Origin of the sequence: Devosia albogilva, assembly GCF_042685625.1 — a bacterium.
Lineage (GTDB): Bacteria > Pseudomonadota > Alphaproteobacteria > Rhizobiales > Devosiaceae > Devosia > Devosia albogilva.
In genome coordinates this window covers 2,274,213-2,297,410 of the sequence record NZ_JBHUNP010000001.1, presented here as the reverse complement: position 1 = coordinate 2,297,410, position 23,198 = coordinate 2,274,213, and the positions used below count along the sequence as shown (strand labels likewise).

27 protein-coding genes are annotated in these 23,198 nt (G+C 63.9%); 9 read left to right on the top strand and 18 right to left on the bottom strand.

Going from position 1 to position 23,198, the window contains the following annotated elements:
* Position 1 precedes the first annotated feature (1 nt).
* Positions 2-388: a GFA family protein gene (locus ACFSX5_RS11600; protein WP_386833617.1), complete on the bottom strand. Its 387-nt coding sequence runs from the start codon at positions 386-388 to the stop codon at positions 2-4.
* A 122-nt stretch (positions 389-510) separates the two neighbouring features.
* Here ACFSX5_RS11600 and def point away from each other — a divergent pair, with 122 nt between their 5' ends.
* The 3 genes from def to truA all read left to right on the top strand — a co-directional run bounded on the left by def (position 511) and on the right by truA (position 2,828).
* Positions 511-1,023 (top strand): peptide deformylase, encoded by a 513-nt coding sequence (def, locus tag ACFSX5_RS11595; protein WP_386833615.1) that lies wholly within the window; start codon positions 511-513, stop codon positions 1,021-1,023.
* Positions 1,024-1,161: 138 nt separating this feature from the next.
* Positions 1,162-2,085 carry a methionyl-tRNA formyltransferase gene (gene fmt / locus ACFSX5_RS11590; protein ID WP_386833614.1) on the top strand — a complete coding sequence of 308 codons (924 nt, stop codon included), beginning with the start codon at positions 1,162-1,164 and terminating at the stop codon, positions 2,083-2,085.
* Positions 2,086-2,090: 5 nt separating this feature from the next.
* A complete protein-coding gene (gene truA / locus ACFSX5_RS11585; RefSeq protein WP_386833612.1) occupies positions 2,091-2,828 on the top strand; it encodes a tRNA pseudouridine(38-40) synthase TruA in 738 nt (245 codons plus the stop codon).
* Here the strand turns inward: truA and ACFSX5_RS11580 are convergent.
* The 5 genes from ACFSX5_RS11580 to ACFSX5_RS11560 form a co-directional block, all read right to left on the bottom strand.
* Positions 2,825-3,394 carry a hypothetical protein gene (locus tag ACFSX5_RS11580; protein WP_386833610.1) on the bottom strand — a complete coding sequence of 190 codons (570 nt, stop codon included), beginning with the start codon at positions 3,392-3,394 and terminating at the stop codon, positions 2,825-2,827. The genes truA and ACFSX5_RS11580 overlap by 4 nt on opposite strands.
* An 8-nt stretch (positions 3,395-3,402) precedes the next feature.
* Positions 3,403-3,948: a hypothetical protein gene (locus tag ACFSX5_RS11575; protein ID WP_386833608.1), complete on the bottom strand. Its 546-nt coding sequence runs from the start codon at positions 3,946-3,948 to the stop codon at positions 3,403-3,405.
* Positions 3,945-5,105, bottom strand: coding sequence for a succinyl-diaminopimelate desuccinylase (gene dapE / locus ACFSX5_RS11570; protein WP_386833606.1), 1,161 nt, complete (start codon positions 5,103-5,105; stop codon positions 3,945-3,947). Before dapE ends, ACFSX5_RS11575 begins: the two co-directional genes overlap by 4 nt.
* A gap of 33 nt (positions 5,106-5,138) precedes the next feature.
* A complete protein-coding gene (dapD, locus tag ACFSX5_RS11565; RefSeq protein WP_386833605.1) occupies positions 5,139-5,990 on the bottom strand; it encodes a 2,3,4,5-tetrahydropyridine-2,6-dicarboxylate N-succinyltransferase in 852 nt (283 codons plus the stop codon).
* 72 nt (positions 5,991-6,062) lie between these two features.
* Complete coding sequence (locus tag ACFSX5_RS11560) at positions 6,063-6,830, bottom strand: tetratricopeptide repeat protein (RefSeq protein WP_386833604.1); 768 nt, start codon at positions 6,828-6,830, stop codon at positions 6,063-6,065.
* A 138-nt stretch (positions 6,831-6,968) separates the two neighbouring features.
* Between ACFSX5_RS11560 and ACFSX5_RS11555 the strand changes: the two genes are divergently transcribed.
* Positions 6,969-8,318 (top strand): leucyl aminopeptidase family protein, encoded by a 1,350-nt coding sequence (locus ACFSX5_RS11555; RefSeq protein ID WP_386833602.1) that lies wholly within the window; start codon positions 6,969-6,971, stop codon positions 8,316-8,318.
* A gap of 6 nt (positions 8,319-8,324) precedes the next feature.
* Here the strand turns inward: ACFSX5_RS11555 and ACFSX5_RS11550 are convergent, their stop codons facing one another.
* From ACFSX5_RS11550 to ACFSX5_RS11540, 3 genes are all read right to left on the bottom strand, one after another.
* Positions 8,325-8,996: a YqaA family protein gene (locus tag ACFSX5_RS11550; protein WP_386833600.1), complete on the bottom strand. Its 672-nt coding sequence runs from the start codon at positions 8,994-8,996 to the stop codon at positions 8,325-8,327.
* 65 nt (positions 8,997-9,061) lie between these two features.
* Positions 9,062-10,000, bottom strand: coding sequence for a 2-hydroxyacid dehydrogenase (locus tag ACFSX5_RS11545; RefSeq protein ID WP_386833599.1), 939 nt, complete (start codon positions 9,998-10,000; stop codon positions 9,062-9,064).
* 78 nt (positions 10,001-10,078) lie between these two features.
* Complete coding sequence (locus tag ACFSX5_RS11540) at positions 10,079-10,909, bottom strand: c-type cytochrome (RefSeq protein ID WP_386833597.1); 831 nt, start codon at positions 10,907-10,909, stop codon at positions 10,079-10,081.
* A 254-nt stretch (positions 10,910-11,163) separates the two neighbouring features.
* On the opposite strand from ACFSX5_RS11540, the gene ACFSX5_RS11535 reads away from it, so the two are divergent.
* A complete protein-coding gene (locus tag ACFSX5_RS11535) occupies positions 11,164-11,991 on the top strand; it encodes a prephenate dehydratase (protein WP_386833595.1) in 828 nt (275 codons plus the stop codon).
* Positions 11,992-11,998: 7 nt separating this feature from the next.
* On the opposite strand, the gene ACFSX5_RS11530 is transcribed toward ACFSX5_RS11535, so the two are convergent.
* From ACFSX5_RS11530 to ACFSX5_RS11495, 8 genes are all read right to left on the bottom strand, one after another.
* Positions 11,999-12,997 (bottom strand): type II secretion system F family protein, encoded by a 999-nt coding sequence (locus ACFSX5_RS11530; protein ID WP_386833594.1) that lies wholly within the window; start codon positions 12,995-12,997, stop codon positions 11,999-12,001.
* 13 nt (positions 12,998-13,010) lie between these two features.
* A complete protein-coding gene (locus tag ACFSX5_RS11525; RefSeq protein WP_386833593.1) occupies positions 13,011-13,985 on the bottom strand; it encodes a type II secretion system F family protein in 975 nt (324 codons plus the stop codon).
* Between the two features lie 4 nt (positions 13,986-13,989).
* On the bottom strand, positions 13,990-15,474 hold the full coding sequence (locus tag ACFSX5_RS11520) for a CpaF family protein (protein ID WP_386833592.1): 1,485 nt from the start codon (positions 15,472-15,474) through the stop codon (positions 13,990-13,992).
* A 23-nt stretch (positions 15,475-15,497) separates the two neighbouring features.
* Positions 15,498-16,766, bottom strand: coding sequence for an AAA family ATPase (locus ACFSX5_RS11515; RefSeq protein WP_386833590.1), 1,269 nt, complete (start codon positions 16,764-16,766; stop codon positions 15,498-15,500).
* A 37-nt stretch (positions 16,767-16,803) separates the two neighbouring features.
* Complete coding sequence (locus ACFSX5_RS11510) at positions 16,804-18,225, bottom strand: type II and III secretion system protein family protein (protein WP_386833588.1); 1,422 nt, start codon at positions 18,223-18,225, stop codon at positions 16,804-16,806.
* Positions 18,226-18,234: 9 nt separating this feature from the next.
* The gene (cpaB, locus tag ACFSX5_RS11505; RefSeq protein WP_386833586.1) at positions 18,235-19,149 is read right to left on the bottom strand and encodes a Flp pilus assembly protein CpaB; all 915 of its coding nucleotides are present in this window, start codon (positions 19,147-19,149) and stop codon (positions 18,235-18,237) included.
* 192 nt (positions 19,150-19,341) lie between these two features.
* A complete protein-coding gene (locus ACFSX5_RS11500) occupies positions 19,342-19,842 on the bottom strand; it encodes an A24 family peptidase (RefSeq protein WP_386833585.1) in 501 nt (166 codons plus the stop codon).
* 93 nt (positions 19,843-19,935) lie between these two features.
* A complete protein-coding gene (locus tag ACFSX5_RS11495) occupies positions 19,936-20,115 on the bottom strand; it encodes a Flp family type IVb pilin (protein WP_386833583.1) in 180 nt (59 codons plus the stop codon).
* Positions 20,116-20,415: 300 nt separating this feature from the next.
* Between ACFSX5_RS11495 and ACFSX5_RS11490 the strand changes: the two genes are divergently transcribed.
* The 4 genes from ACFSX5_RS11490 (at position 20,416) to ACFSX5_RS11475 (ending at position 22,796) form a co-directional block, all read left to right on the top strand.
* Entirely contained in the window at positions 20,416-20,865 is a 450-nt protein-coding gene (locus ACFSX5_RS11490) for a pilus assembly protein N-terminal domain-containing protein (RefSeq protein ID WP_386833582.1), read from the top strand.
* A 131-nt stretch (positions 20,866-20,996) separates the two neighbouring features.
* A complete protein-coding gene (locus ACFSX5_RS11485; RefSeq protein WP_386833580.1) occupies positions 20,997-21,530 on the top strand; it encodes a TadE/TadG family type IV pilus assembly protein in 534 nt (177 codons plus the stop codon).
* Positions 21,530-22,105: a TadE/TadG family type IV pilus assembly protein gene (locus ACFSX5_RS11480; protein ID WP_386833579.1), complete on the top strand. Its 576-nt coding sequence runs from the start codon at positions 21,530-21,532 to the stop codon at positions 22,103-22,105. The genes ACFSX5_RS11485 and ACFSX5_RS11480 overlap by 1 nt, the downstream gene beginning before the upstream one ends.
* Positions 22,106-22,175: 70 nt before the next feature.
* Positions 22,176-22,796 (top strand): HAD family hydrolase, encoded by a 621-nt coding sequence (locus ACFSX5_RS11475; protein ID WP_386833577.1) that lies wholly within the window; start codon positions 22,176-22,178, stop codon positions 22,794-22,796.
* Positions 22,797-22,799: 3 nt separating this feature from the next.
* Here the strand turns inward: ACFSX5_RS11475 and ACFSX5_RS11470 are convergent, their stop codons facing one another.
* Complete coding sequence (locus tag ACFSX5_RS11470; RefSeq protein ID WP_386833576.1) at positions 22,800-23,195, bottom strand: VOC family protein; 396 nt, start codon at positions 23,193-23,195, stop codon at positions 22,800-22,802.
* Positions 23,196-23,198 lie beyond the last annotated feature (3 nt).

Here is a 23,198-nt window from a genome sequence, read left to right as displayed (position 1 = left end):
CCTAAACCGGATGGCCCAGATCCTCGCGGTGCTGCCCGGCGCCGGGCACCGGATGGAGCCAAGGCTCACGCCGTTTGATCCAGCCTTCGTTGACCGGCACCAGCCCGACCGGCGCCTCGTCGAGCGAACCGAGGGCGACTTCCACATGGTCGTCGCTGATGTGGAACAGCCGGGTGCCGCAGACCGGGCAGAAGCTGCGGCCCTCATAAGTGGTGTATGTGCCGGCCACGCTGAACTGATCGGGCCGCCAGTCGCCATAGTAGAGAAAGGTGGAGCCGGTTTCCTTGCGGCAGTCGGTGCAGTGGCAGAGCCCTGTCCTGTGCGGGTGCCCGTCGAGCTGGTAGCGCACCGCTCCGCAGCGGCAGCTTCCCTTGTAGGTGCTGGTCATCGCCTGTCTCCTCGCCGGCTCAATTCCAGGCGCATACCGGCGGTTCCCGCGCGGCGGAGTTGACCGGAGGCGCGCAAAGGACCATATCGGTGCCAATTCCCTTGCATTCTGGACCTCTCGCCATGGCCGTTCGCCCCATTCTCGTCATTCCCGATCAGCGCCTGAGGTCCGTGGCCGATCCGATCGTCGAAGTGGACGAGGAGATCCGCACCCTCGCCAAGGACATGCTCGACACCATGTATGATGCGCCCGGCATCGGCCTGGCCGCGCCGCAGATCGGGGTCATGAAGCGCATCGTGGTGATCGACATTGCCGGCGAGGGCGAGAAGCCCGACCCGATGGTGCTGATCAATCCCGAGATCGTCCGTTTCGGCGACGAGATGCAGGTCACCGAAGAGGGGTGCCTGTCCATTCCCGAGCTCTATTACGAAGTCGAGCGGCCCAATGCCGTGACGGTGAAGTACACCGATCTCGATGGCAACGAGGTCGTGAAGGATACCGAGGGCAAGCTCGCCGTCTGCGTCCAGCATGAGATCGACCACCTCGATGGCGTGCTCTATATCGACTATCTCAGCCGCCTGAAGCGCGACCGCGTGCTCAAGAAGTTCGAGAAGGCTGCCCGCCGGGCCGGATAGTCAATGACCGCGACCTCGTCCTTCGACAGGCTCAGGATGAGGTCTATCGGAGTGCTGCGCTCGCGTAGACCTCATGGTGAGCCTGTCGAACCACGAGGTCGCGGCCGCTGAACGAGCCGCCGGCAAGGAGTTCCGCCGATGCGCGTCGTCTTCATGGGCACGCCCGAATTCGCCGTTCCCACGTTGACCGAGATCGTCTCGGCCGGCCACGAGATCGTCGCCACTTACACCCGCGCGCCGAAGCCCGCGGGCCGGGGCCAGGCGGAGCGCCGCTCGCCCGTGCACGAAGCCGCCGACGGGTTCGGTATTCCGGTGTTCACACCGAAATCGCTGAAGAACGAGGCCGAGCAGATCATCTTTTCGAGCCACGACGCCGATGTCGCCGTGGTCGTGGCCTATGGCCTGCTGCTACCCAAGCCGATCCTCGAAGCGCCGCGCATGGGCTGCCTCAACCTCCATGGCTCGCTGTTGCCGCGCTGGCGCGGCGCCGCCCCGATCCAGCGGGCCGTGATGGCCGGCGACCGCGAAACCGGCGTCATGGTCATGCAGATGGACGAGGGGCTGGATACCGGGCCAGTGGCTTTGGTCGACCGCATCCCAATCGGGCCCGAGACGACCGCCGGTGACCTTCACGACCAGATGATGCGGGTAGGCGCCGACCTGATGGGCCGAGCCCTGGCAGCGCTCGAGCGTGGCAGCCTCGACTTCACGCCGCAGGCGGCCGAGGGCGTCACCTATGCCAGCAAGATCGAGAAGGCCGAGGCGCGGATCGATTGGTCGCTGCCGGCCGAGACCGTCCACAACCACATCCGCGGCCTGTCACCCTTTCCCGGCGCCTGGTTCGAACTCGAGCTCGGCGGCAAGCCGGTGCGGATCAAGGCCTTGCGCTCCACACTGGCCGACGGCAGCGGCGCCCCTGGCACCCTGCTCGGCAACGACCTGACCATTGCCTGCGGTGTCGGTGCGGTGCGGCTGGTGCAGGTGCAGCGCGAAGGCAAGGGCGCCATGGACGCCGCCACGTTCCTGCGCGGGGCGGGGCAGTTGCCGGAGAAGGCGGGCTGATCCCCATGCCCCGCTACAGGCTCACGATCGAATATGACGGATCACCCTTCTGCGGTTGGCAGCGCCAGGCGGACCGCTTGAGTGTACAGCAGGCGCTGGAAGAAGCGATCTTCGCCATGAGCGGCGAGCGCATCACCACCCAAGCCGCGGGCCGGACGGATGCCGGCGTGCACGCGCTGGGCCAGGTGGTGCATTTCGATCTCGGCAAGATGTGGAACCCGTTCCGCATACGCGAGGCGCTGAACTACCACCTCCGCCCACATCCGGTTGTGGTGCTGGAGAGCGAGGCCGTGTCAGACGAGTTCGAGGCGCGCTTCTCGGCCACGGCACGGCACTACGAATACCGCATCCTCAACCGCCGGGCGCCGGCAGCCATCGAGCGCTATCAGGTCTGGCACGTGCCGAAGCCGCTCGATGCCGACCGCATGGGGAAAGCGGCGGCGCTGATCCTCGGTCGGCACGACTTCACCACCTTCCGCTCGGCCGAGTGCCAGGCGAATTCGCCGGAACGCACGCTGGACCGGTTCGAGGTGCGGCGCGAACTGGACCACATCGTCATCACTGCCAGCGCCCGCAGCTTCCTTCATCATCAGGTGCGCTCGATGGTGGGCTCGCTGAAGCTGGTCGGCGAGGGCAAATGGAGCCCTGCGGAGTTCCGGGCGGCGCTCGATGCGCGCGAGCGGGCGCGCTGCGGCCCGATGGCACCGCCCTACGGGCTCTACCTGACCAAGGTCGACTACTAGACCGGCGGCAGCGGCGGCGGAGGCAGCATGATGGCCACGACGCCGAGCGCAAGGAACACACCGACCGCCTGCGACAGGAACAACAGCCCGATCTGCAGCGGGGTGAGCGTCACCACGAAGCGGCCGATATTGATGAAGGTCATGATGGCCATCACCACCACAACCACCAGGATGATGATGCCCAGCGGCCCGAGGAAGGTCGACAGCAGCAACAGCACCGCTGTGGTGAAGGTGACCCAGTTCGAGGCGACGAGGTAGGGCACGAAGCCGTCGCCGCGCCGCATCTGCCGCAGCGCTATCCAGGCAGTCAGCGCCTGAGCCCCGAACAGGACGGCATTGACGACGACCGACTGGGTGGCAGCGCCGGGGGGCAGCCGGGCCCCGGCCAGCAGCGGTCCGAACCCGGCCAAGGCGATGGCGATCACCACGGCCAGCAGGCTGCCGACCAGACCGCGCTGGCTGAAGTCGAAATAGGACGGTGCGTCGCGCTGCCCCACCACCAGAGCGATGCAGCCACGCACGGCAGCCTTGATCTCTTCGACATAGCTGGAGGAAGGCTGGGACAAGGGCGGTCTCAGATGGGAGAAGCAGGCGGGTTGGACAGGATGTAAAGCGCGATCCGCATGGCGACAAGCATCAGCACCGCCAGAATGGCAAATGAAGCGGAAACGCCGCGGCTCCACGCCGTCGCCGCCCGCGCCAGCCGGAAGTACCCGAAGCCCAGCGCCAGCCAGCTCAGCATGATCGCCGGCCCGCCGATCAGGGCGGCGATGATGCCTTCCAGCGGCACGAAGGCGATCAGGAGGAAGATCGCCGGGACCAACACGTCCAACGACGAGACGAGCCCGCCCACCGCCTTGCGCGTCAGCCACAAAGCGAGCAGCACGGCAGCGACGGGAATCATCAGCACCGCCAAACCCGCGATCAACGCTGGCAGGGTCGGCGCGCCGTACTCCACCGATGCCACGCTGACGGCCAGCAATGCCACGATGACGAAAAGGCCGAGAGCCGTGACCATTCCCGGGCGCGTAAGGCTGAAGCGCTCGCGCCAGCCGGGTGCTCTTCCCAGCAACAGCCGCCAGCCGATCACCGCGTCGCGCAGCGTCGCCCAGAGCTTCATGCGTCGCGATCGAAGAAGCGCTGCATGAACTCGCGGTAGATCGCGGTCAAACCCTCGAGGTCGGCGATGGCGATATGCTCGTCAGCCTTGTGCATCGTGGAACCGACCAGCCCGCACTCCACCACCGGACCATAGCGGGCGACGAAGCGCGCATCGGAGGTGCCGCCCCCGGTCGAGTACTCGGGACGCCGTCCGGTCACCGTCTCGATGGCATCGGACAGAGTCGCCACGTCGTCGCTAAGCGGCGACAGGAAGGCGTGTGACGGCGTGCCGACGGATTCGAACACAATCTCTGCACCTGCGGCATCGACGGTAACGATACGCAAGCGAATCCACTCGGAAAGTGTCTCAGGCGTCCACAAATCGTTGTAGCGGATGTTGAACCGCAGCGTCCCCGCAGCCGGGATGACGTTGGAGACCGGATTGCCCACATCGATGGTGGTGACCTCGAGATTGGTCGCCGGGAAGTGCTCGGTTCCCTGGTCGATTTCCACATCGAGCGCCGTCACCACCCGCGCCAGCACCGGCAGCGGGTTGTTGGCCTTCTCAGGATAGGCGACATGCCCCTGAGTGCCGGTGACGGTGATCTGCCCCGAGAACGAGCCACGCCGCCCGATCTTGATGCTGTCGCCCAGCAGCTTCGCCGAACTCGGCTCGCCGACGATAGCAAAATCAAAGGCATAGCCCTGCTCCGCCATCCAGCCGAGCAGCTTGTCGGTGCCGTTCACCGCGTCGGCTTCCTCGTCATTGGTGATTGCGAGCATCACCGTACCGGCGTCTTCCGGAATGTTCGCCGCCGCCGCGACAAAGGCCGCGATGCCCGACTTCATGTCGGCAGCACCCCGGCCGTAGAGCCGCCCACCAGCCTGGCGGGGGGTAAACGGATCGGCAGTCCACAAGGCTTGGTCGCCGGGCGGCACCACGTCGGTGTGACCTGCGAAAAGCAGCCTCCTGCCGCCATTGCCACGCACCGCGAACAGGTTGTCGACGGGATAGGAACCGTCGCCCTCGAAGGTGAGGCGGGTCACCGTAAACCCCAGGGCGACAAGCGCGCCCTCGAGTACCGAAAGAACGCCTGCCTCCTCGGGAGTCACCGAAGGGCAGGCGATCAGGGATTCCAGCAAGGGGACGGGATCAAGCGTCACTGGTGCGGTCAAAGTCCGTCCCTTCAGGTGCGAGCCGCGGCGAACTCAGTCGCGGAGGAGGTCGTTGATGCCGGTCTTGGAGCGGGTCTGGGCGTCGACGGTCTTGACGATCACGGCGCAATAAAGGTTCGGACCCGGCGTGCCATCGGGAAGCGGCTTGCCAGGCAGCGAGCCGGAAACCACCACCGAATAGGGCGGCACGCGGCCGATATGAACCTCGCCAGTGGCGCGGTCGACGATCTTGGTCGAGGCGCCGATGAACACGCCCATGGAGATGACGGACCCCTCGCCGACCACGACGCCCTCGACGATCTCGGAGCGGGCACCGATGAAGCAGTTGTCCTCGATGATGGTGGGGCCGGCCTGCAGCGGTTCGAGCACGCCACCGATGCCGACGCCGCCGGAGAGGTGCACGTTCTTGCCGATCTGGGCGCAGGAGCCGACGGTGGCCCAGGTGTCGACCATGGTGCCGTCGCCGACATGGGCGCCGAGATTGACGAAGCTCGGCATCAGCACCACGCCCTTACCGATATGGGCGGAGCGGCGCACCACGGCGCCGGGGACTGCGCGGAAGCCGGCTTCACGCCAGCGGTTCTCGCCCCAGCCTTCGAACTTGGTCGGCACCTTGTCCCACCAGGAAGCACCCTGCGGCCCGCCAGCCATGACCTGGTTGTCGTTGAGCCGGAAGGACAGGAGCACAGCCTTCTTGAGCCACTGATTGACCTGCCAGCCGCTCTCGGTCTTTTCAGCAACGCGCAGTTCGCCGCGGTCGAGCAGTTCGAGCGCTGCGTCCACCGCCTCGCGGATTTCGCCGCTGGTACCGAAGCCGATGTTGGCGCGATCATCGAAGGCTGCATCGATGATGCGTTCGAGTTCGACAGGGTTCGCAGTCGGCATGGCAGGGCTCCTAGGATGTGCGGCCGGACCATAGCCGTGCACTTCCCGCTGTCAACGGCGTTGGTAGGCGGTTCAACCCTGGATCAGGTCCCAGCGATTCTGCTGCGTCAGCAGGGCCCGGACATAGGCCATGTTGCTGTCGACCTGTTCGGGCGGCAGTTCGGCAGCGTAGAGGGCACGGGCCTCGTCGAAGCGCCCCTGCAGACCGATGACCAATGCCAGATTTTGCCGGGTCTGGGTGTTGGCGCCGTGCATTCCAACTGCGCGCCGCAGGTGCTTTTCGGCTGCATCGAGGTCATTGGTCATGGCGTAGGACAGACCGAGGTTGGTCTCGATGGAGGCTTCGCCCGGCGCCAGCACTTGTGCCTGCTGGTAGAGCTTGCGTGCTTCCTGGTTACGACCCATCTGGTCGAGGGTCGCCCCTTTGACCAGGAGCGCGTTCCAATCGGGCATGTCGGGGCGGATCACCCGGTCGAGCACGGCCAGGGATTGCTCCAAGCGTCCGTCGGCCGTCAGTGCCTTGGCATAGGCGACGGCTATGGTGGCGTCCTGAGGGTAGAGGCTCACGCCCTGCTCGAGCACCGCTACCGCCTGCTGGCTCTGGCCCTGCGCCCTCAGGGCAGCAGCGAAGTGCAGAATGGTGCCCTTGTCGCGCGGATTGCGCTGATAGCGGGCGGAGAGCTCCGCGACAGACTGTTGGGCCGCGCCGGCGGGTAGGCCCGCATAGTCGGGCGAGGGCATGCTGCCGCGGTTGGAGGCGCAGGCGGAGAGGGTCAGCACAACCACGCCCGCGGCCGCGCAGGCTCGTAGAAAAGCGCGATTGCGGAGGCGAGCGATCATCGGTGGCTCCTGGTGGTCTGGCCCATCTCGCCTCAGCAATAAAACATTAACCCTAACGCAGGGTTAAACCCTGGCTGTCCAGCGTTGCCGGTACCCTGCCCTGCCGGTACAAGCGACAAGCTTTTGCGGAGAGTTCACATGGCCGAGTCGATCACCCTGCCCATCCATTTCGTCGGCGAAGACCGTCTCGAATCGGCAGAACTGACGGCAGGCCAGATCGGATGGGCCAAGGCCAACGGCTTCACCGGACAAAGGGGACGACTGCTCCCCCTGCCCGACCAGAATGGCAACCTCTCTGGTTATCTCTTCGGCACCGGCACAGACGCCAACCGGCCGGTGTTCGTGGCGGGGCTCGCCGGCGCTGCCCTTGGCGAGGGCCAATATCGGCTGGCAGGCGATTTCGGCGATGCGACTCGGGCTGCAACGGCGTTCCGGCTCGGTGCCTACCGATTTGATCAGTTCCGCCAGGCCCGCACCGCTCCGGAACTGGAACTGCCTTCAGATGCTGACGCCGCAGAAGTGGGCCGCCAGGTCGCGGCTGCCACACTGGCTCGCGACCTGATCAACACCCCGCCCAATGAACTGGGACCGGATGCGCTCGATCGCACCATTCGGGCGTTTGCCGCCGAGCGCGGCATGAGCGTCACGGCAATTGTCGGGGAAGAGCTCGTCGCACAGAACTTTCCCCTGATTCACGCGGTCGGCCGTGCCAGTGCCGAGGCGCCGCGGCTGCTGGATCTGAGCTGGGGCAATCCGGACCATCCGAAGGTCACTCTGGTCGGTAAGGGGGTGACTTTCGACACCGGCGGGCTCGACATCAAGACGGCTGCCGGGATGCTGCTGATGAAGAAGGACATGGGCGGCGCGGCCAATGTGCTTGGCCTCGCCCACACGATCATGGACGCACGCTTGCCGGTGCGGCTCAGGGTGCTGATCCCCATCGTCGAGAACGCCATCAGCGGCTCTTCCTTCCGGCCCGGCGACATCATCCGGTCTCGCGCGGGCATCACCGTCGAAATCGGCAATACCGATGCCGAGGGGCGGCTGATCCTTGCCGACGCGCTGGCCCTGGCCGACAGCGAAAAGCCGGACCTGCTGCTCGACATGGCAACGCTTACCGGCGCGGCTCGCGCCGCTCTCGGTCCGGACCTGCCCCCGCTCTATTCAACCGACGAAAACCTGGCGCGCGATCTCGTCGCCTCAGGATTGGACTGGGAAGACCCGCTGTGGCCGATGCCGCTGTGGAGCCCATATGATTCGATGTTGGCATCCAAGGTGGCCGATACCAACAATGCCGGAAGCGGCGGCTTTGCCGGCTCGGTGACGGCGGCGCTGTTCTTGCGGAAGTTCGTGCGCGAGGCTCGCAACTGGGTGCACCTCGACATCTATGGCTGGGCTCCCGAGGCACGGCCGGGCCGGCCGGTCGGTGGTACGGATCAGGCGATCCGCGCCGTCTATGGTGTGCTGCGGCAGCGCTACGGGTGCTGACCGCTCTTAGTTCTCCACCAGGTCGACGCCGACAGCCTGCTCCATCGGCTCGTCCATCACCTCGGTCCCGGCTTTGGGGAAGAGCAGAGGCGCGAGGGCAAAGCCGGCGACCACAGCGATGATCATTCCCCATCCGGCCACTTTCTTGTAGCGCTCGATCAGCGCCGTGATGGCTGGCCCGAAGAAATAGAACAGCCCGCAGGGCACGAAGAAGCGCAGGCCGCGGCCGATCAATCCGTAGATCACAAAGGTCCATAGATCGAGACCGGCGACACCGCTGGTGATGGTGATCACCTTGTAGGGAATCGGGGACACGGCACCGATCAGAATCATCAGCGGACCGTTCTCGCTGAAGCTGCGGCGCAAGGATTCAAAGCCGTCTCCCGCTCCGTAGAAGTCCACGATGGCGCGGCCAAGCGTGTCGAAAAGGAAGTACCCGATCGCATAGCCGGCGAGACCGCCGACCACCGACGAGACTGTGCAGATGGCCGCCAGTCGCCAAGCCCGGCGCCGATCCGCCAGAATCATCGGAGCCAGCATGATCTCCGGAAACACCGGCACGATCATCGCTTCAAGAAAGCAGATCAGGGCGAGGATGGGTTCGGCGAGCCGGTGCTGCGTAGCCTGCTTGAGGCGGTCGTAGAGCCCGTGTTTGCTGGCGGCGGTAGTTTCGGTCATGGACATCCGGAGTTGTGACTGATCTCAATTGCCCGGATCGTCCGCGCGCGCGAGCAAATTTTCCGTCAATAGCCGCGGTTTCGATCAACCACATTGACGAGAGGCTCGCCTGCCTCGTGGTCGCGGATCACCTGCGAGAAGTAGCGCACCCCGCTCTTGAGGTCCGAGATCGCGGCGACATGCGGAGTGATGTAGCAGGTCTCGATGTCCCAGAGCGGACTGTCCGCCGGCAATGGCTCGGTCTCGAATACGTCGAGGCTGGCGGCGGCAAGGGTACCATCGCCAAGGGCCCGGACGATATCCGCCTCGCGCTGATGGCCACCGCGAGCCGCGTTGACGATCACAGGTCCACCTGCAAGGCGATCACGCCGCAACCTGCTGAAGGTGTCGTAGTTGAGGATGCCGGTCGTTTCAGGGGTCAGGGGTAGAAGGTTGACCAGGATATCCGTGCCGGAAAGGAAGGCGTCGAACTCGTCCTCACCGGTGAACACCTCAACGCCGTCCAATTCCTTGGGCGTGCGGCTCCAGCCCCGAAGCGTGAAGCCGAGGGCAGCCAAGCGCTTCAAGGCATCCTGCCCCAAGACACCGAGGCCCATGACGCCGACGGTGCTCTCGCTGGCCGAGGGCGGGTAGAGCTGGTTCCAGCGCCGCGCTCGCTGATCGGCTTGGAAGCGACTGAACAGGCGGTGATGCATAGTGACTTGCGCCACTACATAGTCACTCATGCGCTGCGTCAGGTCCGCATCGACGAAACGAACGATCGGCACGTCCGGCAGCGCCGAGTGCTTGAGCAGCGCGTCGACGCCCGCACCAAGAGACAGGATCGCCTTGAGGCTGGTGAGGCCCTCAAAGGCGTCCGGCTTCGGCTTCCAGACATAAATGTACCGCACCTGAGCCGGGTCGAAGCTGTCGCTCCTGCGGACCACCGGATAGGGCGCAAGCGCTTCGGTGAAGGCAGCGGCCCACGCAGCCTCATCAACATCGGAAAGGTGCAGCAGCAACATCGGGCGCCTCGTGTGAAAGAAATGGGGCCGCACCCATCGAAGGATGCGGCCCCAAAGAACTGAACGCTATGGAGCGCCTTACTGCGCAGGCGCGGCGGCCGGAGCGCCGGTCTCGCTGCCCGCGCCTTCGGCCGCGGGCGTGCCCGGCAGCGGCGGAGCTGCGCCGGGGCCACTGGTGGTCGGGGTGCCCTGAACCGGGGTGTCCGACTGGGTTTCGGTCGGGGTGTCGGTCACGGCGGCCGGAGCCTGCTCGGTGCTGACCTCGTCGGCCGGAGCAGTGGCCGGGTTCTCTTCCTCGGCTGCACCCTCTTCGGTGGTGGCTGCACCCTCATCGGCCGGAGCGCCCTCGGCGGGAGCTTCTTCCGGAGCCGGGAACGGAACCGGGCTCGGCGACAGGGTCTGCAGATAAGCGAGAATGTCGGCGCGCTCTTCGGCGCTGCGAACACCGGCGAAGTTCATCTTAGTGCCGGGAGCGTAGTCGGCCGGACGAGCCAGGAAATGATCGAGGCTGTCGTAGGTCCAGGTCCGCCCTTCGGCATTATAGGCCATCAGAGTGTCCGAATAGGCAAAGCCGGGCACGCCGCCTTCGGGACGTCCGACCACACCATAAAGCGCCGGGCCCTGCTTGTTGGGCTCGCCCTCGCCGAAATTGTGACAGGACTGGCACTTGCGCACCGCAGAGGCACCCGCCTCGGCGCTGGCGCTGGCCAGCAGCACCGGCAGCGGCACCACCTCCTCAGCTCCGGCTTCCGCCACTTCCGTGGTCGGCTCGGGCTCGGGCAGGTTGTAACCGGGGCCACGGTTCTCAATCGGGTGGTAGATGGATTCGGCAACGAAGCCCACGCCCATCACGAACAGCAGGGTGCCCAATACGGCGCCCATGATCTTGTTTAGCTCGAACGAATCCATCTGGTCTCTCTGCCGGTCCATCCCCGCGGACTTGTAACCGGACCCGGATCGCTTTTCGATAGCCGAAAAGCGCTTTGCCTCAACATCCGGGGGTCCGATGCGGGCGGAAGATAGTCGCAACCCCTTGGGTGCGCAACCATGCTCCTGTTGGTGCGACAATTCCCCACCGCCAGTGACGTTGCGCGACTTGCGCTGAATTGACTCCCCGTGACTGGGAGCGCAAAAGCCGGCTGTTCACCAGTCTCGGGGCACAGATGACCAAGAAGATTGCCTTTCAGGGCGAACCCGGCGCGTTCAGCCATGCAGCTGCCCTGGGCGTTTTTCCCGACGCCACCTTTTTGCCCCACGTCACCTTCGAGGAGGCGATGGCCGCCGTTCAGAACGGTGTGGCCGACAGGGCGGTGCTGCCGGTGGAGAATTCACTCTATGGCCGGATCACCGATATCCATCACCTGCTCCCCGAGAGCGGGCTGTTCATCGTTGGGGAAACCTATCTGCGCATCGAGATGAACCTGCTCGGGGTTCCCGGCGCGACGCTCGCGGACATCAAGGCCGTGCAATCGCAGCCACCGGCGCTCGGCCAATGCCGCAAGTTCATCGCTGATCACGGGCTTCGCACGATCAATGGCGCTGATACCGCCGGCTCGGCGCGCGAAGTTGCCGCCCGAGGCGACCAAAGCGTTGCTGCCATCGCCTCGCGTCTTGCCGGGGAGATCTATGGGCTCGACCTGCTCAAGACCAATATCGAGGATGCGCAGCACAATACCACCCGCTTCCTGGTCATGTCCCGCGACAAGCAGGAGGCACCTGCCGGTGACCGTGTGAAGACGACGTTCGTGTTCCGGGTCCGCAACGTGCCTGCCGCGCTCTACAAGGCGATGGGCGGCTTCGCTACCAACGGCGTCAACATGACCAAGCTCGAGAGCTACATGGTGGGCGGGGCTTTCACGGCGACGCAGTTCTATGCCGATATCGAGGGTCACCCGTCGGACGTTGGCGTGCAGCATGCCTTCGACGAGTTGCGGTTCTTCACCGACCGCTTCGACATTCTCGGGGTTTATCCCGCCGCCGAGCCGCGCTGAGCCACGATCAGCCGCCACTCATCAGAGAAGGGTCGAAGGCGCGGATCATCGCCGGCGACATGATGACGACGAAGAGAACCGGCAGGAAGAACACGATCATCGGTACCGTCAGCTTCGGCGGCAGCGAGGACGCCTTCTTTTCGGCTTCCATCAGGCGGGCCTCTCGCCCTTCTTCGGCCATCACGCGTAGCGCCTGACCGACGGAGGTGCCGTAGCGATCAGCCTGGATCAGCGCCGTCATCACGGCCTTGACGTTGTCGAGGCCAGTGCGGCGCCCCAGGTTTTCGTAAGCGCGGGAGCGGTCTTCCAGAAACGAGAGCTCGGCTGTGGTGAGCGCCAGCTCCTCCGCGAGTTCGACACTCTGCGCGCCGATCTCCTTGGTCACGCGCTTGAAAGCGTGTTCCATCGACATGCCGGCCTCGACGCACAGAAGCAGCAGGTCGAGGGTGTCCGGCCAGGCCTTGCGAATGGAAGACTGACGCTTGTTGATGGTGTTGCGCAGCAAGAGCACCGGCAGGTAGGCGCCCAGGAGGCCTGCACCGATCGCATATACAAGGTTGAGGTAAACCGGCCGATCACCCGGGGTGACGACCAGGAGGTAGAAGGCCGCAAATGCGAATGTCCCAATCGGTGCCGCAAAGCGCTGGAACAGATAGGTCGTCAGATGCCCCTGCCCGCGGTAGCCGGCCATCGCCAGTTTGTCGACGGTACCCTCGTCCTGAAAGGCTTTACGGAGATCGAGGCGATCGACCACAGTCTTCATGTAGGAGCGAGCTTCGGCGGGCGCACGGATCGAGCGGCCCTGCGCCCCCGGCTGGTTGCCCCGCAGCCGAGCCATTTCCTCGGCACGCATTTTCTCTCGCTCGAGTGCCACGCGCTTGATGCGACTGCGCATCTCGGTCCGCGCTACCATGCTCGATCCGAAGGTGAAGACCACTGCCGCGGCAGATATGGCGGCAAGCACCGCCATCAGGAACTGCGGGCTGATGAGAGTTTCGATGTTCATCCTGCCGCCGCTCCTAGAAGTCGAACTTGACCATGCGAACCATCACGAAGACGCCCATGGCGAGCATCAATGCGGAGGCGCCGAGGCAAACCAGGCCAACCGGGGTGGTGAACAGTGGCTGCAGATAGGTGGGAGACATGATGCTCACCAGCGTCGCGACCACGAATGGGAGGGAGCCGATGATGCCGGCCGACGCCTTGGCCTCTGAGGACATCGCCTTGACCTTGAGCTTCATCTTCTTGCGGTTGCGCAGCACGCGCGCGAGATTGCCGAGGGCCTCCGACAGGTTGCCGCCGGCCTGTTGCTGCACCGAGATCACCACGACGAAGAAATTGACCTCCGGCAGCGGTACGCGCTCCAGCAGGACCTGCACCGCTTCGGTCATGGACAAGCCGAACGCCTGCTGATCGAGCACGCGTCCGAACTCCGACTTGACCGGCTCCTTGGCATCCCGCGCCACCAGACGAACGGTGTCGTTGAGGGGCAAACCGGTCTTGACGCCGCGCACGATGGCTTCCACCGCATTGGGCAGTTCATCCAGAAACCGGTCCTGGTACCGCCGGCGGCGGAAATTCAGGTACATGCGCGGCAAGACATAGGCGCCCGCCACGGCGAAGACGGCCGCGAAGAACCAAGGCACCTGAACCAGGATCAGCACCAGAAAGGCAACGACTCCGAAGATCACGGAATTGCGGATGAAGGTGCGTGGCTGCGTGCTCAGTCCCGCCTGAAAGATCAGCTGCGGCAGCGTCAGCCGCTTCTTGGCATTGAGCGCATCCGACTGCTGCTTGAGCGCTTGCTGAACGTTCCGCCGCCGCTCCTCGCGGGTGCGGGTGGTGCTGGCTTCGAGGCGGTTGGCGCGCACGTCGCCCTGGAACTGCTGCATTCGCTTCTTGGCCCGGCTCGAACCAAAAGCCGACGGCACCAGCGCGTATCCTGCGGCACCCACAGTGATCATGGCGAGCAAGGCGACAAGCAGCGTAGTCATCGTCTCACGACTCCAGCAGCTCGCGATGTTCGGTGTTGGACTTCTCCAGCGCCTCGACCAGGTTCGCTTCCTCGTTGAAGTAGCGGGCACGCTCGGCGAATTGCGGCTTGGTGATGCCGGTCGAACGGTGGCGGCCGATCAGCATGCCGCCGGCATCCTCGCCGAGAATGTCGTAGAGGAAGATGTCCTGGGTGACGATCACGTCCCCTTCCATGCCGATGATCTCGGTGATGTGGGTGATGCGACGTGAACCATCGCGCAGGCGTGCCGCCTGCACGATCACGTCGATGGACGAGGTGATCATCTCGCGGATGGTGCGGCTCGGCAGGGCATAGCCGCCCATGGTGATCATGGATTCCAGGCGGCTCAGCGCCTCGCGCGGCGAGTTGGCGTGGAGCGTGCCCATGGAGCCGTCGTGGCCGGTGTTCATCGCCTGCAGCAGGTCGAACGACTCGGGTCCACGCACTTCGCCGACGATGATGCGTTCCGGCCGCATACGCAGACAGTTCTTGATCAGGTCGCGCATGGTGATTTCGCCTTCGCCCTCGAGGTTGGGCGGGCGGGTTTCGAGACGCACCACATGCGGCTGCTGCAGTTGCAGTTCGGCGGAGTCTTCGCAGGTGATGACCCGCTCATCCTTCTCGATGAAGGCGGTGAGGCAGTTGAGCAGCGTGGTCTTGCCGGAACCGGTACCGCCCGAAATCAGCACATTGGCGCGCACGCGGCCCAGGATGCGCAGCACCTCGGCGCCTTCCGGCGAGATAGAGCCGTATTTGACGAGCTGCTGTAGCGTCAGCTTGTCCTTCTTGAACTTGCGGATGGTGAGCGCAGCGCCATCAATTGCAAGAGGCGGGGCGATGACATTGACGCGGGAGCCGTCCGGCAGGCGGGCGTCGCAGATCGGGGAGGACTCGTCGACGCGGCGGCCTACCTGGGAAACGATGCGCTGGCAGACGTTCATCAGGTGCGCGTCGTCGCGGAAGCGGACATTGGTCAGCCGAACCTTGCCGCCGACTTCGATGTAGCACCTCTGCGACCCATTCACCATGATGTCGGCGATGTCGTCGCGCGCCAACAGCGGCTCGAGCGGACCGTAACCCAGCACGTCGTTGCAGATATCCTCGAGCAGATCCTCCTGCTCGGAGATCGACATGATGATCGACTTGAGCGCGATGATCTCGGCGACGATGTCGCGGATTTCCTCGCGGGCGGACTGCTGGTCCATGGTCGCGAGCTGCGACAGATCGATAGAATCGATCAGCGCGTTGAAGATCGCCGACTTGGTCTGAAAATACTCCTTGTCGCGCTGGGCATCGGCCGGGGCGCGGACGTCGAGCACCTCATCCGTGCCAACGGCGCGGCGGCTGGCGTTTTCGTCAACGCGACGAGGGGCCGGTTCGACTGCGCGGGGCGGCGGGCTCGCCATCGGACGCGGGGTTTCACCGACGCCGGGAGTGTTGCCTCCGAAAGTGGTACGCTTGCCGAACATGGTCAGTCAGTCCTCTAGTGGGGTCAGGCCCGCTTCTTGAACAGCGAGCCCAACCTGAGGCCGGTGGTGCGGCCGCCGGCCTGCCCCGCCTGTCGGCCGGTGACATGCAGGCCGATGGACCGGTAGATGTCGTTGATCTTGTTGTTGGCGGAGACCTCGGCGATCATCTGGCCGTTGTTGGCCGCCGTACCGAACAATGCCGCGTCGAAGCCGATGCAACCGAGCAGCTGGCACTCGATGGAACTGGCGAACTCGGCGGGGTTGATCTCGGGCCGGCGCGGCATGTTCACCTGATTCAGCACCAGGCAAGGCGCATTCTCCGTGGGGCGGAGCGCCTTGAGTGCATCGGCCAGGTTCTTGGCGTTGCGCAGATTGGCGAGGTCCGGTTCAGCGACGATGACCACTTCATCCACGGCTGCCACCGTGTGGCGCAACCATGCGGTCCAGACATGGGGCAGGTCCAGAACCACCACCGGCATGGCGTTCTGGCTCATCTCGACGACCTGCTCGAACTCGCGCTCCTCGAAGTCATAGGTCTGGTCGAGCGTGACCGGAGCGGTCAGCAGGCTGATGTGGCTGGCGGCCTTGCTCATCAGCCGATCCAGCATGGTCTGGTCGACCTTCTGGTTGGCGTGGATGGCGTCTGCCAGGCCGTGCGGCGGATCCTGGTTGAAATTGAGCCCGGCGGTGCCGAAGGCCAGGTCCATGTCGAGGATCAGCGTGTCCTGGCGCAGCGAACTGGAGATCGCCCAGGCGACGTTGTGCGCCACCGTTGATCCGCCCGCGCCGCCCTTGGCCGACAGGAAGGCGATGGTGCGGCCAATGGGCGCCGCGTTGGCGGATGCGAAAAGCTCGGTGATGGCCGCGACGATCTGCGGCGCGGTCGCGGGCAACACGATGTATTCGGACACACCGGAGCGGATCAGTTCGCGATAGAGCCGCACATCGTTGACATGGCCGAGCACGATGACGCGGGTCGAGGCATCGCAGACCTCGGCGAGCCGTTCCAACTCGGTGGGAATCTGCTCCGGTGCTAGTGATGTCTCGACGATCACCAGATTGGGTGTAGGATTGGCCTTGTAGGTCTCTATGGCGCCGTCGATGCCGCCATTGTGCGTGGTCAGCGCCACCTTCGACATGCGCCGGTCGTGCACCGCGCTTTCCACCAGCTGAGCAGTCTGGGAATTTTCGCAGAAGGCCTGAATGGTGATGCGCGGCACCAGCCGCGCACCCGAGGCGATCTCGGCTGCCGGCTCATCCACCTTGGGGGTCTCGGGTGTGAGGAAACTCATCCGTCAAGAACTCCTGGGCCGCACGGGCCCCAATGCCTTAGTCGAGTACGAAGCCGATCTGGCCGCTGAAGCTGCCGCGCATGCTGCCGCTACCGGCGACGCCATAGATCTTCTCGATCTTGCCGAGGAAGATGCCTTCGGCGTCATTGGCCGCCACCGAGGTGTCCGTCGGGACCGGAATGGTACCGGCGGGGCTCGGCTGCACCAGATAAGGCGTCACCAGGATCACCAGCTCGGTCTGCTGGCTCTGGAAATCGCGCGACCGGAACAGGGCACCGAGGATCGGGATGTTGCCGAGCCCTGGGAACTGGTCGATTTGACTGGCGGTGCGTTCCTGAAGCAGACCACCGATGGCCAAGGTAGTCCCGCTGGGCAGTTCCACAGAGGTGCTGGCCTCGCGCCGGCTCAGGGACATATCCGCTTGCGGTTCGGAGACAGCGGTCTCGACCGTCAGGGCAACTACGCCACTGGATTTGACCACCGGTGTGAACGCCAGTTCCACGCCGTAGGGCTTGAATTCCACGGTGCGAACCAGCCTACCGTCGTCGTCCTCATCAAAGGTGGCATAGGGGATCTCACCGCCAGCCAGGAAGGTTGCCGGCTGCCCCGAGATGGCCGTGAGAGTCGGCTGCGCCAGAACCCGCAAGCCGCCCCTCTCCTCTAGCGCCCGGATTGCAGCGGCTATGGTATTTCCGTTGGCACTGAACCCGGCATTGATCGCGTGTGGTACCTCGGGATCCACGGTCATGTTGCCAAAGTTCAGCAAGTTGGCGACGCCGACGTTGAACATCGCTGAAAGATTGATGCCGAACTGCTTGGCCACGCTCCGCTGCACTTCGGACACGGTGACCTGCAGCATGACCTGCTGAGCTCCCACCACGTCGACGATGTTTGCTACGTTTCGGGGGTCACCGGCAAACTGGACCGCAACATCGGTCGCCCGCTGTCTGTCCTCGGCCGACAGAACCGTGCCTGTGAGGACAACACGGTTGACAGGGTTTACGTCAGTGCCGAGCGTGACCGACTCCACCTGGATATTCGATCCTGGAACAACCCTCTTCAAGGCGGCTTCAAGCGCGTTGCCCACCTGGGAGGGTTGTTCGATGACGCGAACGTCGAGCACGGCGATCTTCTGACCACGATCATCAAGGAAGATGATGTTGGTGTCGCCCCCGGTGATACCCTGAAGGATGGCCCGAGTGCGGGTGCGCATGATGGCTCCGGCTATCGCCGGCTGCGACACCACGACTTCGGCTACGCCCGCGGGCAGATCCACCAGTATGGACTTATTGAGTTCGATCTCCACCGTGCGCACTGCGCCGTATGAGGCGGGTGTGATGGTCAGATGCGCCTCAGTCGCAACTGCCGGGCTGACGGCAAGGACGGTTCCTGCGAGCAGCAGACCGGCAAGTAGCGCTTTGAATGGGTGCATGCGGGTGCTGGCGGTTCTCGAGAGCATGGATTGCACCTATTGTGGCACTTGAGCCGGATCGACGGGCACTGGAGCTGCGGGCATTGTGGGGCCGGAGCTCATTGGCGGCAGTGGGATGGCGGAAGTGTTCGCCATGGTGGTGCCGGACAGGACGGCCTGTTCCTGGCCGAACCTGATGAGACGCACGGTCTGGCTCGACGGTATGGCGTCATCCGCCTTGTTGAAGTCTACGACCGAACGGAGCGTCAGGCTGAGCTGCCCACGCATTGACGCATTGATCAAGGTTTCGGCCTGGCCAGGGGTTAGCTCCAGGGTCGCGATGGTGGCATCGGTGAAGGTCTGCGGCTGCGGAGCGGTCTGAACGGCAGGATCTTCTGCACCGCTGCTGGCTCCGAGCTCACCCAGGCGCTGTCCGATGGCCAGGACCCGAACATTCGACAAAATCAGTTCCGATTGCTGACCCGTTGGGGTTTCAGTGGTCAGCACCACGTCGACGTGGTCGTTCGGAACGACGAAGCCGCCGGCGCTCGACACGGCGGTCACCCCAACCGACACGCCGCGCATGCCTTCCGAAAGCACTGCGGAGAGGTAGCCCTGGTCGGCGCGGACGAGCTTCGCCTCGCGGATCGGCTCCCCCGGGAAGATTTCGAAACGAGCCACGGCCCCCGTCAGTTCTGCAGGGGCGTCCGGCATGGCGGCGACGGTGACATACTCGGCGCGCAGCGCTCCCTGCGGCCATTCCTGCCACTCGACAGCGGCCGGGTTCAGCCGTTCGCCAACGCCGATCGGAGTCTTGGCCACGAGCACCTGCGTGGTGACTTCCTCCACCACGCGCGGCGTGTTGTCTGCCTGCTCTACCGGAGGTGGCGCAGACCCCCGCGTGACGAGGAAAGCTGCTAGCCCACCGGCGATCAGAGCTACAAGCAGCAGGATGAGACGCGCCGGCTTCATGCCAATACTCCGGTCAACTCACGGACGATAAGACCCGATTTCACCGGAGGCACTTTGCAGCCAAAGGGTCAAAGTTTGGTTAACCGGCTGTTTGCAGATGGAGTTAACAACTTATGAATTCTACGCAATTTGCATCAATTGAGTGCAAGATCACGCACACGCGTGTTCTTTCCTTGCTCTGCCAGATGCCAATCAGGCGGAGAGCAGCTGATAGATTGTGGAGTTGGAATAGGTCAGCAGCCCTGCCGCCGCGAGCGCGACGCCGTAGGGGATACCGCTCTTCTTGTTGTGAAGCCGCTCCAGCCACGGCCAGCGCGCCAGGAACGGGGTCAACGGAAACCCCCGAAGTGTCAGAAGGGCAAGAGTGAGCACGCCGCCGAGCAGCGCCGCATAGACCAAATATGGAAGCGTCAGGCCGAAACCGAGCCACAGCGTCGTGGCTGCCGCGAGTTTGGCATCTCCGCCGCCGATCCAGCGGAAAGCGAAGAAGGCGAAACCTACAGCGAGTGCGATCACAGCGGCAGTGACATGCATCGCGACCTGCTGCAAGGGCAGATTAACCGCAAGCGCGATGATGAAGAAGCCGGCCACGAGGACCAACACCAGACGATTAGAAATCCGCATGGTGAGCAGGTCTGACGAGGCAGCCAAAGCCATCGCAAAGGGGAAAAATAACAAAGCCAGCGTCGGCATGGCACTCGCGCTCCCGAGCAGAATCGGCATCTGCGTGCTTGATATACGAAAAAGGGGAGGCTGAGCCTCCCCTTTCCAACCCGGCAGGATTCGCTAGTCCTGAGGGACGTCCACCTCTAAACGACCAGCAATGCCGCCGAACAGCTCACTGAGGTTGTTGCCGAGCAGGCTGACTGCAGTGATGATGGCGACAGAGATAAGGGCGGCGATCAGGCCGTATTCAATGGCGGTCGCGCCGGACTCGTCCTGCGCGAAACGTGCGAAGATGTTCATTTCCAGGCTCCAATTACGTCAGTAGCTGACGGCATCGTTCGACACGTGATACGCCGAACAGCGTGAACGCTAGAGCGGAGGGATTGAGATTGCGTTAATCGTCGCACACCTCCCGGCCTCACTTTGCTTAAAATTGCAGCTAAAACGGAAGTATAGATTGAGTGCCCCTAGCGATGATCTCACTCCCAGGACCAACTCTCCTAACAATGTCCGCAGTATCTCTCTGGTTCGGACATTTGCATTTCGTTCACCATTTTCGCGCATCGTTCTGACGCGTCATTCGCAGTCCGGGACAGGTTCATGCGTATCCCTCTCGCCGCCCTTGTGGCCACATCGCTACTCGCTGCTTCGGCGCTGCCGCCGGCATTTGCTCAGGATGGAGCGCCCATCACGGTGAACGTGAACATGGCGCGCGTCCTGCGTATCAATGCCCCGGCGGCTACGGTGATCGTCGGCAATCCCGCTGTTGCTGACGTCACCATCCAGGATCCCCAGACCCTCATTCTCACGGGCAAGAGCTATGGGCAAACCAACCTCATCGTCCTGGATATGGGCGGCGAGCCCATCGCCGATACGCTGATCGAAGTTGCCCAACTGACGGCGGGCACCGTAACCGTCTACCAGGGGCAGAACCGCACCAGCCTCGCCTGCGCACCGACCTGCCAGCCGACGATCACCCTCGGGGATGACGGAAACTTCTCGGCAAGCACCCTCGCCTCTTCCCAGCTGGTCCAACAGGCGGCGGAATAAAACCACCGTTCGCCAAGGCTTCACGCGTAGGGCAATTGGCCAGGCTGCCCTAACCATCGGTTAGCCCAAGTCCGATAATCTGTGCGGCGTCAAACCACAAAGCGCAGGCCATGCCACAGAGACGCAGATCCATGATTGATCGCTTGAGAGCGCATACGAAGCGCTTCTCGAGCAACGAGTCTGGGGTCACGGCAATCGAATTCGGCCTGCTGGCCCTGCCCTTCTTCGCGGTGCTCGGGGCCATTCTCGAAACCTCGGTGATATTCATTGCCGGCCAGGTACTGGAAAGTGCGCTGCACGATGCGGGCCGGTTGGTCCGGACCGGCCAGACCCAGACCGGGTTCGACCTACTGGCATTCCGCGCCGACCTGTGTAGCCGGACCTACGGGCTTTTCGGCGATTGCAGCGGCATCTTCGTCGAAGTCCGCCCGGTGGGCCTCTTTGGGTCGGCGACGCCAACAGCCCCGGTTGATGCGACTTGCATATCGGCTTGTACCTGGACCCGCCCCGAGCACTTCGATGACGGTGGCCCCAACTCGGTTATGTTGGGGCAGGCCTATTTCCGCTGGCAGACGATCGTCGGGCTTGACCTCGGGCTCAACAATCTTGGGGACGGGCGCCGATTGTTGGGCAGCGTGACCGTTTTCCAGAACGAGCCCTTCTGATGACGGTGCGCGGCAGACGACTGAGAGAGCTTCTCCGGCGTTTCGCGGTTGCGCAGCGAGCGGTCGCCGCCATCGAGTTCGCGCTGGTCTTCCCCTTCATGCTTGCCCTCTATGTCGGCGTGGTGGAGGGTGGCGCGCTGATCACCGTCGATCGAAAGGTCCAGTCGGTCGCCGGAGCGGTGGGCGATCTGGTCGCGCGCACCAACGACAGCCTGCCTGTGGGGCGTCTCAGGGACTATTTCCGGGCGGCGAGCGGGATCATGATCCCCTACTCGTCAGACCGGCTGGTGCAACGAGTGGTTCTGGTGGAAGTACGGGACAACCTCACGACACGCGTCGAGTGGTGTCAGCAGTTCACCAATGACACCATGTCCGTGTGCACCAACTATACCACTGGATCGAGCTTCACGCTGCCAGACAACCTGGTCAACCTGGCGCGCAACCAATACGTGGTGGTGTCGGAGGCGAACTATTCCTACACCCCTATCGCAAGACTGGTCATCGCTCAGCCTGTGAACTTGTTCCGGAGGAATCACTACATGCCCCGCTTCCCCGGGAAAATTCGAATCCAGTAGCTCCTACCCCGCGGCTTGCACCCTTTGGTCGGCCATGCCACAAGCCCGGCGCATCATTGCCGAGGCCTTCATGAACGACACCCTCATCCCCGTGTTCGACCTGGGCGGCGTCTTCGTCGACTGGAATCCGATGTACCTGTTCCGCAAGCTCTTCGAGAGTGAGGAAGACGCGCAGTGGTTCCATGACACGATCTGCACCCCCGACTGGAACCTCGAGTTCGATGCTGGGGAAATCTATGCCGAGGGTGTCGCCAAGCTGGTGACGCGCTTCCCCCGGTACTGGCGCGAGATCAAGGCCTTCGACGAACGCTGGACCGAGACGTTCGGCCCGTTCATCCAGGGTACAATCGACATTCATAATGAACTGGTCGAGCAGGAGATCCCCACCTTCGCGATCACCAACTTCTCCTGGGAGAAGTGGATGACGCGGCTGGGGGAATGGCCGTTTCTCGAGAAGTTCGACGGCGTCATCGTGTCCGGACTCGAGGGTCTGGTGAAGCCCGACCCGCGCATCTACCGCGTGTTCTGCGAGCGCTACGGCTTTGCACCGGACTCCTGCGTGTTCATCGACGACAGCGAACCGAATGTGGTGGCCGCGCGCAAGTTCGGCATGCACGCCATCTGGTTCAAAGACCCAGCGCAACTCCGCGCCGAACTGATCGCCCTGGGCTTGCCGCTCGCGACGAAGTAGCCGCTAGCGGAACCGCCCGCCCTTCTGGATCACCTCGATCTTGTAGCCGTCCGGATCGGTAGCAAAGAAAAAGCGGGCAACGGGCGTGTCGCCGTTCTTGAAGTCGACCAGCTTGCCGACGGTGAAGCCTTCGGCGGTGAAGCGGGAGTATTCGGCATCGACATCGTCGACCACCACCGCCAGGTGTCCGTAGCCGTCGCCAAGATCGTAGGGCTCCGTGCGCCCCTTGTTGATGGTGAGTTCGAGTTCGAAGCCACCGCTCTCGGCAGCCATGTAGATCAAGGTGAACTCAGCAAAGTCGAGTCGATCGACTACGGAGAGACCGAACGCCTTCTCGTAGAAGGCGAGCGAACGTTCCTCATCGATGACGCGAATCATCGAGTGGACCAGCTTTGCCATGAG